Raw genomic sequence first — 12448 nt, forward strand, 5'->3', positions numbered from 1 at the left:
TCGGAGTGTACTTCGAACGCGATTCGCTCACCCCACCACTCTGCCGCAACCTGACACCACCTTCACCGCCAACCCCCACGCTGCGGCGCGCCACACACCTGGTCGAGGACTCGCACAGCAGCCACAGTCGTCCCGTGCCCGACCCGAGCGACTGCCACAGTCCGCACGAACAGCAGGACTCGATGTCCACCGATTCGGCATCCTCCGGCGCCGCACGCCCGTCAACTACCGCGCGATCGAGTCATGCTCCGTATCCACATCGGGCGTACTCGGCCTCGGTTCACCACCACGATCGCCTTCGGCAACAACAGGTTCGACCGGCACCGGGCTGTCGGCAACCGGCGCACCCGCCACGTCGTTCACCGCATGCGCAACCTGAGCGTCACGAGCGATCAACTGATGATCGGCCCCGTCCGGCCCGCAGAGATGCTCGCATTCGGCACCAGCCTCGTCCGCACGCTTGCCCACCGGCTCCTCCCGCTTACGCAACGGCTCCGGCACCACCGCCCACCCCAGGGCCGCCACCGCGAGCAGCGCGCCGGTGACCGCCAGCGCGAGTCCGTAAGATGCCTGCTGCGCCAGTGCGCCCACCGCCACCGGTCCGAGCACGGTGCCCAGATCCGCCGCCATCTGGAACCCGGCGAGCACCGGCCCCCCACGCGCGTTCGGACCGATGATATCGGCGACCGCGGCTTGCTGAGTCGGCGTGAACATGCCGGCCCCGAGACCGGCCACGAACGAGGTGATGAGCAACCACGGCAAAGTGTCGGAGATGCCGAGACCGGCCGTGCCGAGCGCACACACCAGCGACCCGACGATCAAGAACGGTTTGCGCCCCCAGCGATCCGAGTACCGGCCCGCCAGGAAGAGCACCGCGACGTTACCCGCCGCGAACACGGTCAACGCCACCCCGGCCATGCCCGGCGTCTGATGCAGCACCTCGACCACGAGCAGCGGCACCAACGCCATCCGCACACCGAACACCGCGGCGCCGTTGGCGAAGTTGGACCACAGCACCGCCCGATACTCCGGCCGCGCCCACGCTTCCCCGAACGACATCATCCGCACGCCGCCAACGGGTTCCGGCGCGGCCAGCTGCGAGTTGCGCAGTGCCAGATACACAGCGGCGGTCACCGCCAGCAGGGCGACCGCATAAATCACGAACGGCATGCGCAACCCGAGTCCGGACAGCGCACCACCGACCAGCGGCCCACTGACCGACCCGATCAGAAAGCTGGTCGACCACAACCCGGACACCCGCCCGCGCGCGGCGGGCGGTGACATCCGGATCACCAGCGCCAGCGACGACACCGTGAACATGGTCGACCCGATCCCGCCGAGCGACCGCAAAACCATCAACTGCCAGTAGCTTTGGGCCAGTGCGCTGGCACCGGTGGACACCGCGACGATCAGCAGCCCACCCAGGTAGACCGAGCGCTCCCCCAGCCTCTGCACCAGCCGGCCACTCACCGGCGCGAACAGCAACCGCATCAACGCGAACGCACTGACGATCGCCGAGGCCGCCGCGACGCCCACTCCGAAGCTGCGAGCGAACTGCGGGAGCACCGGCGCGACCAAGCCGAACCCGATGGCGATGACGAACGCGCCGCCGACCAGCACCCAGATCTCGATAGGCAGTGGCTCCGCCCGGCCGTTGGACCGGGTCTTGCCGACTGCCGACGATCTACTACTCACCGGATAGCGCCTGTCCCACCACTTCCTCCGCGGCCGCCTGCACCTGCGCGAGGTGCTCGGGGCCGTGGAACGACTCCGCGTAGATCTTGTACTTGTCCTCGGTGCCGGACGGGCGGGCGGCGAACCACGCGTTCTCCGTGGTCACTTTGAGCCCGCCCAGCGGCGCGCCATTGCCCTTCGCCCTGGTGAGCACGGACGTGATGGGCTCACCGGCGATCTCCTTGGTGGTGATCATGTCCGGAGTCAACTTCCCGAGCAACGCTTTCTGTTCCGTGGTGGCGGCCGCGTCGATCCGCGCGTAGGCGGGACTGCCGTAGCGGCGTTCGAGTTCGACGTAGCGGGCCGACGGGCTCTGGCCGGTGACCGCGGCGATCTCGGCAGCGAGCAGCGCGAGCAGGATGCCGTCCTTGTCGGTGGTCCACACGGTGCCGTCCATCCGCAGGAACGACGCACCCGCGCTCTCCTCACCGCCGAAAGCGAGGCTGCCGCTGAACAATCCGGGCACGAAGAACTTGAAGCCGACCGGCACCTCGTGCACGTCGCGGCCGAGCACACCGACCACGCGGTCGATCATCGACGAGGTGACCGCGGTCTTGCCGATCTTGGTGAGCGCGTCCCAGCCCATCCGATTCGCGACGAGATACTCGATGGCGACCGCGAGGAAGTGGTTCGGGTTCATCAGCCCGCCGTCGGGGGTGACGATGCCGTGCCGGTCCGCGTCGGCGTCGTTGCCGGTGGACAGGTCGTAGTCGTCCTTGATCGCGATCAGCGAGGCCATCGCGTAGCGCGAGGACGGGTCCATCCGGATCTTGCCGTCGCTGTCCAGCGTCATGAAGCGCCAGGTCGGGTCGACGAACGGGTTGACGACCTCGAGCTCGAGGTCGTAGCGCTGGCCGATCTCTTCCCAGTAGTCGACGCTCGCGCCGCCCATTGGGTCGGCGCCGAGCCGGATGCCCGCGCCGCGAATCGCGTCCAGGTTCAACACATTCGGCAGGTCGGCGATGTAGTGGTCGAGGTAGTCGTAGCGCTGGACGTTGGTCGCCAGCGCGTGTTGCAGCGTGGTGCGCTTGATCCCGCTGAGCCCGCTGCGCAGCAGTTCGTTGGCGCGCGCGGCGATGGCGTCGGTCGCGGTGTTGTCGGCCGGACCACCGTGCGGCGGGTTGTATTTGAAACCGCCGTCGCGGGGTGGATTGTGCGAGGGGGTGATCACGATGCCGTCGGCCTGGTTCTTGGTGCCGCCCCGATTGTGGCGCAGCACAGCATGACTCAGCGCGGGCGTCGGGGTGTAACGGTCGCGGGCGTCGATCATCGCGGTCACGTCGTTGGCCGCGAGCACCTCCAGCGCGGTGACCAGCGCGGGCTCGGACAGCGCGTGCGTGTCCCTGGCCAGATACACCGGCCCGGTAATCCCGCGGGTCGCACGGTATTCCACGATCGACTGGGTGATCGCGAGGATGTGCGCCTCGTTGAACGCGGTGTCCAGGCTGGAGCCGCGATGTCCCGACGTGCCGAAAACCACCTGCTGTGCCGGATCCGTCGGATCCGGAATCTGGCTGTAGTAAGCCGTGACCAGATGTGCGATGTCTTCCAGGTCGGTGGGACGCGCGACCCGCCCGGCTCGATCATGGGCCATGCTCGGGTCTCCCTTCCGTATTGGCTGTGCCCTGCTCGTCATCAGGATCATGTCCACAACCACTGCGTCGTCGCCGCGGCGGCGAAGACCGCGGTCAGGCTGGCCGCGACACTGATCACGACGTTGCCAACGGCGTAGGCGTAAGCGCCGTCCGTCACCAGCCGGATCGTCTCGTAGCCGAACGTGCTGAACGTGGTCAGCGCGCCGCAGAAACCCGTACCGGCGGCGGCCAGCAGCCAGTTGCCCGCACCCGCGCCGATCAATCCACCGAGCAGCGCCGAACCGACAATGTTAACGGTCAGCGTGCCGAGCGGCAGCAGAGAATCGAAACGTGCTGATACGACACGGTCTACGAGGTACCGGGCGGGCGCGCCGAGCATCCCGCCGAGCACGACGAGCAGGACGGTCATCGGGCGGCTCCCTGCCACAGCTCCAGTGGCGAGAGCGCGACGTTGATGGTGGTGAACAGTTCCGCGTTCTGCTCGACGAACGAACGCAACCGGTCGGCTTCGTCGACGAGCATCAGGATCAGCGGCAGATGGTCGGCCATGTCCAGGATGCGGGTGGTGTGGATGCGCGAGGACGCACCGTAGCCTTCGATGCCGCGCCACACGCTCGCGCCGGCCAGCCCAGTGTCGCGGGCGCGCCGGACGATCTCGTGGTACAGCGGCGTGTGCCGCCATTTGTCGTCCTCATCGAGCAGCACCGTCAGCCGCGCTGCGGGCTGCCACCGTCCCGCCTCACCGATCACCGCCTGGCCCCCTTCCGTCCTGCCGTTGCCGTTGACTGCCGAGCCATGCCAGTTGTCCACCGCGCCAGGCCCATGCCGAGCACGACGGCCGCCAGCGCCGCCACCACCGTTCCCCCGAGATAACCGAACGCCGGGACCGCGGCGCCCGATTCGAGCAGTCTACGAACCTCGAGATCGTAGGTGGAGAACGTGGTGAAGCCGCCGAGCACTCCGATACCGAGAAAGGGACGCAGCAGTCTGTGGGCTACCCACGCCTCGGTGCTCAGAACCATCAGAATCCCGATAGCAAAGCATCCCACGACATTTACGGTGAGCGTGGACCAGGGGACGTGTCCGTCGCGCACGGGCCACCACACACCGAGACCGTAGCGGGCCACCGCGCCGAGACCCCCGCCGATCGAGATCACCGCGAGCAGCATCGGTTCGACAACCGGGGTGCGCCCCACACCTTGATCTCCCGCGCCGAACGCCACCTGCGCAATGTTATCGGTTGGACCGAGCGGTACGGTCCGCCGGACCCTGCATGTCGGAACCCTACGAACAGTGTTGTTCATTGACATCCGGGCCAGTTCCGCGTACGAATGGCCTGAAGGTTTGGCCGAAGTCGTCTCCATCCACCACTTACTCAGGTCGGAGCAACGATGGCGGCACAGCGAGCACAACCGAATGCGCACCCGGAGACGGCGGCACCTCGCCGACCGGGGCATCAGCAAACACGTGGCAGACGGCACCCAGTCGTCGGCCGAACTCTTCGTCGACTCTCGGTCGCGCTACTGGCGACGGCGGCGACCGGGCTCGGCCACCTGGCTCCCGCGGTGGCCGCACCCCTTTATCCGGCCGCCGACGGCGACGGCTTCTACAACGCGCCGCCGGACGTCGCCAACTTCCAACCGGGCGACGTGATGCGCAGCAGGCAGGTGCCCGCGGCCGGTTTCCCCGGTGCCACGGCATGGCAGCTGCTGTACCGGTCGACCAACTCGGCCGACGAACCGATCGGCGCGGTGACCACGCTGCTGCTGCCGCCGGGTGGCGGCATGAGCAGGCCGATCGTGTCGTATCAGCCGTTCGTCAACTCACTCGGCCTGCAGTGCGCGCCTTCGCACAGCATCTTCAACGGCACCATGCAGGAAGCGCCCGCGCTGAACCTGCTGCTGGCCAGGGGTTGGGCGGTCGCGGTGCCCGATCATCTCGGACCGACCAGCGCATACGGCGCCGCGCGACTCGGTGGCAGGCTGACCCTCGACGGCATCCGTGCCGTAAAGCGTTTCGGCCCAGCCGATCTCGCGGGTAGTCCGGTCGGCATGGCCGGGTACTCCGGTGGCGGCATGGCCACCGGCTTCGCCGCGGCTCTCGCCCCCGAGTACGCGCCGGAGCTGCCGATTGTCGGTGCGGCCCAAGGCGGTGTCCCGATGAACATCGGCAAGCTGGCCCAGGACGTCGGGTTGCAGCGGAGTCCGCTGTTCGGACTCGGCTTCGCGGCCGCCATCGGCCTGGAGCGCGAATACCCGGGTGAGTTGGAGATGGACCGGATCCTGAACCCGGCCGGCTTCGCCTTGCGTGACCAGATCGCCAACGCCTGCACCAACGAGATCATCAACGCCGGTGCGAACAAGAGCTTCAGCGATGTCTTCTACGGTCCAATGGACGCCGACCCCACCGTCGTCCGCATCCTGCACGAGAACAGCATCGAGATCTACCCCGGCGTCCCCCGCACCCCGATCTACGAGTGGCACGGCGGGTCCGACCAGGTCTCCCCGCAGCTGGTGCGCGACGTCGCGGGGCGTTACTGCTCGCAGGGCGTGCGCGTCCAGCTCGACATAATCCCCGGCGCCGACCACGGCACCGCGATCGCGCCAGGAGCGGTGAACGCCTTCAACTACCTCGGCGACCGCTTCGCAGGCCTGCCGGCCCCGAGCAACTGCTGACAGCACACTCAGCACAGCGCCCCCGTTCACCGTTGAACGGGGGCGCTGTGTCGTTCGAGCGGAACGTCAGTGCGCGAGTACCGGCTCACCCTCCGACGGCTCCGGCACCGTGTTCGGCATCAGCACCGCCATGATCACCGCGCCTGCCACGAAGATCGCCGTCGCCCACCAGAAGCTGGTGGTGTAGCTCTGCACCGCGGATTGCGCCACGGTCAACGGATCCGGCGTGCGGGTGGACAGGTAGTTGGTCGCTGCCGAGGCTGCGATGGTGCTGAGCAGCGCCGTGCCGATCGAGCCGCCGACCTGCTGGCTGGTGTTGATCATGGCCGAGGCCACGCCCGCGTCCTCGTGGTGCACCCCGGAGGTGGCCCCTTGGAACGCGGTCGCCATCGCACCACCGAGGCCGAGTCCGAGCAGGATCAGCGCGGGCAGGATGTGCGAGCTGTAGCCGGTGTCCAGACCGATCTGGGTCAGCCAGGCCATACCGCCCGCGGCGATCAGGAAGCCGCCCGCCATCACGATCTTCGGGCCGACCTTGGGCAGCACGAACGAGGGCACCGTGGTGGACGAGACGATCATGGCCGCGACCATCGGCAGGAACGCCAGGCCGGTCTTGATCGGCGAGTAGCCCATGCTCAGCTGCATGTAGTAGGTGAGGAACAGGAAGATCGCGAACATCCCGATGCCCATGATGAACACGGTCAGGAACGATCCACCGCGGGTGCGGTCCAGCACGATACGCAGCGGCAGCAGCGGGTGCGCGACTCGCGTCTCCAGCCAGGCGAACACCGCGAGCAGCACCGCGCCGCCGATGAGGAAGCTCAGCGTCACCGGGTTGGTCCAGCTGGTCGATTCCGCGTGCGAGAAGCCGTACACAATGCCGAACAGCGCCGCGGTCACCACGACGGTGCCGGGGATGTCGAGCTTGGGGCGATTATCGGTGACGTGCTTGGCCAGCAGCAGCACCGCGCCGATCAGCGCGACGGCGGCGAAGGCCAGGTTGACGAACATCACCCAGCGCCAGTTCGCCCACTCGGTGAGCATGCCGCCGAGCAGCAGGCCGATCGCGCCGCCCGCACCGGCGACCGCACCGAAGATGCCGAAGGCCTTGGCCCGTTCGCCCGGCTCGGTGAAGGTCACGGTGAGCAGCGACAGGGCGGCCGGAGCCAGCAGCGCGCCGAACACACCCTGCCCGACGCGCGCCGCGACCAGCATTTCGAAGCTGGTCGCCGCGCCACCGACGGCGGAGGCCCCCGCGAAACCGATCAAACCGATGATGAAAGTATTGCGGCGACCGAAGAGGTCGCTGAGCCGTCCGCCGAGCAGCAGCAGGCTGCCGAACGCGAGTGCGTAACCGGTGACCACCCACTGGCGGTCGCCATCGTTGAAGCCGAGATCGCTCTGCGCGGCAGGCAGTGCGATATTGACGACGGTGGCGTCCAGCACCACCATGAGCTGCGCCACGCCGAGGACGGCGAGCACCCACCACCGCAGGGCGTGCGAGCCGCGACGGCCCTGATCCGTTTTTTCGGGGGCGGGTGCCCCACGGTCGAACGTGGTAGTCATTTGTCCCCTTTGTCTCAAGGTTTGATGCGGAGTTGGTGCCTCCGGTTACCGTTAGAAGCTACCACCATAACGGAGAGAACGCCTCCGCTTAATCCCGATACTTGATAGGATGTGGGTGTGAATCACGCCACGGCCGTCTCTCCCCCCCGCCGCCTGCGTGCCGACGCCGCGCGAAATCAGCAGCGGATCATCGCCGCCGCGCGCGAGCTCTTCGCCGATCACGGACTCGAGATCACTCTCGATGACGTCGCCGAACGGGCTGGCGTCGGCGTCGGCACCGTCTACCGCCGCTTCGCCAACAAGAAGGAACTGATCACCGAGGTCTTCGAGCAGAGCATCGGCGAGTTCGCCGAGGCGGCCGACGCCGCCTATCGGCACCCCGATCCCTGGTTCGGGCTCGTCGAGTTCTTCGAATACGCCTGCAGGCACATGGCGAAGAACCGCGGCTTCAGCGAGGTGATGCTCGAACTGGAGGACGACATCGACCGCTTCGTCGTCGTCCGCGACCGGATCAAGCCGACCGTCACGGCGATCGTGGACCGGGCCCGCGACGCGGGCGTGCTCGCCCCCGGCATCGAGCCGTCGGACTTCTTCGCGCTGATCCACATGGTCGACGGCATCGCCGAGTTCGCCAGGCCGGTCAATCCGGACGTCTGGCAGCGCTACATGGCGATCGTCCTCAACGGTGTGCGCGCCGAGGGCACTCCGGCGCAGCAGCTGCTCGTGCCGCCGCTGAACGACTCCGAGGTGGAGCAGGCCAAGGGCGCGTGCGGAGGTCGCCGAAGGTAACAACTGCGTTATAGGTAGCGCAGATCACACACCGATCCCCTACAGTTGGACACATGACCAACTCGTGGGTGAACTGGGCTGGGGATCAACAGTGCGCGCCGGCGACCATCGCCGCCCCGCGCACCACCGACGAGATCGCCGAGCTGCTCGGCCGAGCAGGCGACGCCGGTCAGACCGTGCGCGTCGCGGGCGCGGGACACTCGTTCACCGACGCCGTGCTGACCGATGGCGTACTGCTCGACCTGCGCAATCTCAATCGCGTTCTCGACGTGGACGCGGCCAGCGGACGAGTCAGGGTCGAAGCGGGCCTCACCCTCAACGCGGCGAGCAACGCCCTGCACGAGCACGGCCTCGCCTTCCCCAACCTGGGCGATATCGACGTGCAGACCGTGGCGGGCGCCACCGCCACCGCCACCCACGGCACCGGGGGCGCACTGCAAAACCTTTCGGCCGCATTGCACTCGATCGAACTGATGCTCGCCGACGGCAGCCGGGTCGAGTTGAACGCCGAGACCGACCCCGAGGGCTGGCGCGCGGCCAGGGTCAGCGTCGGCGCACTGGGTGTGGTCACCGCCGCGACGCTGCAACTGGTGCCGTCGTTCGTGCTCGAAGGCGTCGAGCGGCCGGTCCCCGTCGAGGACATCCTGGCCGACCTGGACGCCCATATCGACACCAACGACCACTTCGAGTTCTACATGTTCGCGCACAGCCCGGTGGCGATGACCAAGCGCAACAACGCCGTCGACTTGGCGGAGCAGCCGCGCGGCAAAGCCGTCGACTGGTTCGCCGACATGCTGATGTCGAACTACACCTTCGACGCGCTCTGCAAGCTGGGCCGCTGGCAGCCGCGGCTGGTGCCGTTGATCCACCGGGGCGCCGCCTACGCGGGCAGCTACCGCCGCCAGGTCGACCGCTCCTATCGGGTCTTCGCGTCCCCGCGCCTGATTCGCTTCACCGAGATGGAGTACGCGATCCCGCGGGAGCACTCCGCGGCGGCGATCCGTGAGATCAAAGAACTATCCACGAGATTCGATACGCCGATGCCGATCGAGGTCCGCTGGGTCGCGCCCGACGACGCGTTCCTGTCCCCCGCCACCGGGCGCGACACCTGCTACATCGCCGTGCATCAGTACCGGGGCATGGCCTACGAGCCGTACTTCCGGGCCTGCGAGGCCGTGTTCGACAAGTACAACGGCCGACCGCACTGGGGCAAGCGGCACTTCCAGACCGCGGACACGCTGCGCGGGCGCTACCCCGACTGGGACCGCTTCGCCGAGGTGCGCCGCCGCTTCGACCCGAAAGGCCGCTTCAGCAACGGCTACTTGGACCGCGTTCTCGGCCCGGTCGACTGACTCCGACTACGCGCCGTTCAGGATCTCGGCGACCAGCCGCGGTACGGCGGTGCCGATGGGTTCGCGGACGATCTCGGTGGCCATCGAGTCGTACGGCGTGGGTTCGGCGTTGACGATGATCAGATCGGCCCCGTTCTCCACCGCGATCGCACACATCGAAGCCGCCGGCTCGACCTGGAGCGAACTGCCGATCGCCAGGAAGATGTCGCTGGTCTGCGCGGTGAGCATGGCCTTCATCATGGTGCGGCGGTCCATCTGCTGGCCGAACATGATGGTCGCCGATTTCAGCACGCCACCGCAGTCCGGGCACGGCGGGTCCGCCTCGCCCGCCGCGACCCGGTCGAGCGTCGCGGCCATCGTTGTCTGGTAGACGCATTCGACGCAGACCACCTCGAACATGTTGCCGTGGATCTCGATCACCCGGTCGTCCGGGAAGCCCGCGCGCTGGTGCAACCGGTCGATGTTCTGGGTGATGATGGTGACCGCGCGTCCGGCCTGCGCCAACTCGGCCAGCGCGGCGTGCGCGGCGTTGGGCCGCGCCTGCCATGCCGGGTTGTCGCGGCGGGCCAGCCACGCGCGTTGCCGCAGGTCGGGATCGGCCAGATAGTTGTCGTAGGTCGAGAGCAGTTCGGCGATCGGGTCCTTCGTCCACACGCCACGCGGGCCGCGGAAGTCGGGGATGCCGGAGTCGGTGGAGATGCCCGCCCCGGTGAGCACTCCGATGCGGCCGTCGCGGCGGCGCCACTCCCTCGTCATGGCACCGAGCCTAGGGCGCGGGACAGCGCTGAACCACTGCGTCATTCGGGCTGCACAAGACGATGAGAGAATGTTACAGTTATCATCTCATCGCTTTAGAGGTGCTGATCAAAGGAGATCACGATGACCGCGTCCGCCGCCCTCGAATCCACCAGCGCCCCATCGCTTCCGCCGCGCCGCCCGTTCGCTCCGGGCACCCGGCTGTGGGACGAGACCGGACTGATCACCTTCTCCCTGACCGCCGGATCGGCCTTCCTCCTGCAAACCATGGAGCCGAGCATCTCCGCGGTGGTCGACGAGCACTCCACCTTCCGCACCGATCCGATGGGCCGCGCGGTGCGCAGCATCGCCTCGGTGATGATGTGGATCTACGGCGGCGAGGAGGCGCTCGCCGAGGCCGACCGGCTGCGCACCATGCACGCCTCGCTCAACACCACCGACGCGCACGGAGTCCGGCACACAGCCCTTTCCTCGGGACCGTGGGCCTGGGTGCTGCACACCGGAACATTTGCCTTCGCCGAGAACGCGAAGTACTTCGCCCGCAACCCGCTCTCCTCGACGGAGAAGGAGGCGGTCTACCAGGAGATGGTGCAGCTGATGCGCAACTTCTCGGTGGCGCCCAAGGAGATTCCGGCCAGCTACGCCGAGTTCGAGACGTTCTTCGCCGACATGGTGGCGAACCAGCTGGAGGCCACCGGCACCGCCCGCGACTACCTGCGGGTGATCCGGTCCGTCGCGCCGCCGAAGCAGCTGCCGCGGGTTTTCACGCCGATCTGGCGGCGCGTCGCCGCCCCGATCGGGCGGATGCAGTACTTCGTGACCGTCGGCACGACACCCGAGGTCGCGCGGCGCAAGCTCGGGCTGACCTGGAGCGAGTCCGATGAGCGCAAGCTGCGGGCGCTCGGCTGGGTGCTGGCCAGGGCGGTGCCGCTGCTGCCGGAACGCGTGCGGTACTTCCCGATCGCCTATGAGGCGCGGCGGCTCGAGCGGGATCGGGCGCGGCTGCGCAAGATGATCGACTTCCGGCCGATCTGAGCGTTCCATGCAGACGGCGCTGCGGTCAGTCCGACCGCAGCGCCTTTTGTTGTGCAGCAGGGACTTTCGGGAACCAGCAAAACTTGTGACGCGACGGCTCGCCCACACAGCCTCAGCGTCAGATACCGACCGGTATGGTTATCCTCATTTCCGCGGCCGTAAGCCGTTGTGCGCCAATTACTCTCGGCCGACAGCCGGCGCCCCCGCCGGATCGAGACCGTACAACTACGACAAACCGTCCAGTCCGAAAGCGGCACCTGCGCGCGCCAGGGGTGCACCACACCGCGCAGAACGACGATGCTTTCCATTGCCGCTGCGTAACAACATTTTTCACAACCAAGCACCCATACCGCGACCGATCCGCAACAGGTGTCAATGCGGACGAGCACCTGTCCGCAGTAACGATCTTCGCCGCGCTGGTATACGTATCCCGTACGCTTCGACAGCGTTTCGGCCCCAACACGCCGGATAACCCTTATCTGGCAGCACAGACACCCGGCTCGGCTCCGCTCATCGAAAGGCGCTTCTATGCCCCACAAGCCCAGCGTGCTGTTCCTCTGCGTGCACAACGCGGGCAGATCGCAGATGGCCGCCGGGTTTCTCAGCGCGCTCGCCGGCGATCGGATCGAGGTCCGTACCGCGGGCAGCGCGCCGGCCGCCGCGCTGAACCCGACGGCGGTCGCCGCGATGGCGGAGGTCGGCATCGACATCTCGGGCCACACCCCGAAGCCGCTGACGATGGACGCGGTTGGCATCTCCGATGTGGTGGTGACCATGGGCTGCGGTGACGCCTGCCCGTTCTTCCCCGGCATCAGCTACCGCGACTGGGTGCTCCCCGACCCGTCCGGCCAGACCATCGACGTGGTCCGCACCATCCGCGACCGCATCCGGATCCTCGTGGAGAACCTGATCGCCGAACTCGTCCCCGCGCTGGCTCGCTGAGCGC

12 protein-coding genes are annotated in these 12448 nt (G+C 67.7%); 5 read left to right on the top strand and 7 right to left on the bottom strand.

The genetic code is table 11. The features are described from left to right. Positions 1-225 precede the first annotated feature (225 nt). The 5 genes from ACIHA7_RS01030 to crcB are packed head-to-tail and all read right to left on the bottom strand — an operon-like array spanning position 226 to position 4552. Positions 226-1695 carry an MFS transporter gene (locus ACIHA7_RS01030; RefSeq protein WP_397284238.1) on the bottom strand — a complete coding sequence of 490 codons (1470 nt, stop codon included), beginning with the start codon at positions 1693-1695 and terminating at the stop codon, positions 226-228. Beyond that, positions 1688-3328: a phosphoglucomutase (alpha-D-glucose-1,6-bisphosphate-dependent) gene (pgm, locus tag ACIHA7_RS01035; RefSeq protein ID WP_397284240.1), complete on the bottom strand. Its 1641-nt coding sequence runs from the start codon at positions 3326-3328 to the stop codon at positions 1688-1690. Before pgm ends, ACIHA7_RS01030 begins: the two co-directional genes overlap by 8 nt. Positions 3329-3375: 47 nt before the next feature. Further along, on the bottom strand, positions 3376-3738 hold the full coding sequence (locus tag ACIHA7_RS01040; protein WP_397284242.1) for a fluoride efflux transporter FluC: 363 nt from the start codon (positions 3736-3738) through the stop codon (positions 3376-3378). Next, entirely contained in the window at positions 3735-4079 is a 345-nt protein-coding gene (locus ACIHA7_RS01045; protein ID WP_397284244.1) for a DUF190 domain-containing protein, read from the bottom strand. Before ACIHA7_RS01045 ends, ACIHA7_RS01040 begins: the two co-directional genes overlap by 4 nt. Next, the gene (gene crcB, locus ACIHA7_RS01050; protein WP_397284246.1) at positions 4076-4552 is read right to left on the bottom strand and encodes a fluoride efflux transporter CrcB; all 477 of its coding nucleotides are present in this window, start codon (positions 4550-4552) and stop codon (positions 4076-4078) included. The genes ACIHA7_RS01045 and crcB overlap by 4 nt, the downstream gene beginning before the upstream one ends. Before the next feature lie 342 nt (positions 4553-4894). On the opposite strand from crcB, the gene ACIHA7_RS01055 reads away from it, so the two are divergent. Beyond that, complete coding sequence (locus tag ACIHA7_RS01055; RefSeq protein ID WP_397284248.1) at positions 4895-6004, top strand: lipase family protein; 1110 nt, start codon at positions 4895-4897, stop codon at positions 6002-6004. A 66-nt stretch (positions 6005-6070) separates the two neighbouring features. Here ACIHA7_RS01055 and ACIHA7_RS01060 read toward each other — a convergent pair whose 3' ends face one another. Next, a complete protein-coding gene (locus tag ACIHA7_RS01060; protein ID WP_397284250.1) occupies positions 6071-7570 on the bottom strand; it encodes an MFS transporter in 1500 nt (499 codons plus the stop codon). A gap of 117 nt (positions 7571-7687) precedes the next feature. Between ACIHA7_RS01060 and ACIHA7_RS01065 the strand changes: the two genes are divergently transcribed. Further along, positions 7688-8359: a TetR/AcrR family transcriptional regulator gene (locus tag ACIHA7_RS01065; protein WP_397284252.1), complete on the top strand. Its 672-nt coding sequence runs from the start codon at positions 7688-7690 to the stop codon at positions 8357-8359. 53 nt (positions 8360-8412) lie between these two features. Continuing rightward, positions 8413-9711 (top strand): D-arabinono-1,4-lactone oxidase, encoded by a 1299-nt coding sequence (locus ACIHA7_RS01070; protein ID WP_397284255.1) that lies wholly within the window; start codon positions 8413-8415, stop codon positions 9709-9711. A 6-nt stretch (positions 9712-9717) separates the two neighbouring features. Here the strand turns inward: ACIHA7_RS01070 and ACIHA7_RS01075 are convergent, their stop codons facing one another. Next, positions 9718-10467: an SIR2 family NAD-dependent protein deacylase gene (locus tag ACIHA7_RS01075; protein ID WP_397284257.1), complete on the bottom strand. Its 750-nt coding sequence runs from the start codon at positions 10465-10467 to the stop codon at positions 9718-9720. 123 nt (positions 10468-10590) lie between these two features. Here ACIHA7_RS01075 and ACIHA7_RS01080 point away from each other — a divergent pair, with 123 nt between their 5' ends. After that, positions 10591-11502, top strand: a complete 912-nt coding sequence (locus ACIHA7_RS01080; protein WP_397284259.1) for an oxygenase MpaB family protein — start codon at positions 10591-10593, stop codon at positions 11500-11502. A 528-nt stretch (positions 11503-12030) separates the two neighbouring features. Then, positions 12031-12444, top strand: coding sequence for an arsenate reductase ArsC (locus ACIHA7_RS01085; RefSeq protein ID WP_107658797.1), 414 nt, complete (start codon positions 12031-12033; stop codon positions 12442-12444). The last annotated feature ends 4 nt before the right edge of the window (positions 12445-12448 follow it).

The organism is Nocardia sp. NPDC052316, from assembly GCF_044547795.1.
In the GTDB taxonomy this organism is placed as follows: domain Bacteria; phylum Actinomycetota; class Actinomycetes; order Mycobacteriales; family Mycobacteriaceae; genus Nocardia.

Coding starts and splice junctions, on each gene's coding strand:
- pgm (WP_397284240.1), bottom strand. CDS start 3,328: ATGGCCCATGATCGAGCCGGGCGGGTCGCGCGTCCCACCGACCTGGAA.
- ACIHA7_RS01040 (WP_397284242.1), bottom strand. CDS start 3,738: ATGACCGTCCTGCTCGTCGTGCTCGGCGGGATGCTCGGCGCGCCCGCC.
- ACIHA7_RS01060 (WP_397284250.1), bottom strand. CDS start 7,570: ATGACTACCACGTTCGACCGTGGGGCACCCGCCCCCGAAAAAACGGAT.
- ACIHA7_RS01070 (WP_397284255.1), top strand. CDS start 8,413: ATGACCAACTCGTGGGTGAACTGGGCTGGGGATCAACAGTGCGCGCCG.
- ACIHA7_RS01075 (WP_397284257.1), bottom strand. CDS start 10,467: ATGACGAGGGAGTGGCGCCGCCGCGACGGCCGCATCGGAGTGCTCACC.
- ACIHA7_RS01080 (WP_397284259.1), top strand. CDS start 10,591: ATGACCGCGTCCGCCGCCCTCGAATCCACCAGCGCCCCATCGCTTCCG.
- ACIHA7_RS01085 (WP_107658797.1), top strand. CDS start 12,031: ATGCCCCACAAGCCCAGCGTGCTGTTCCTCTGCGTGCACAACGCGGGC.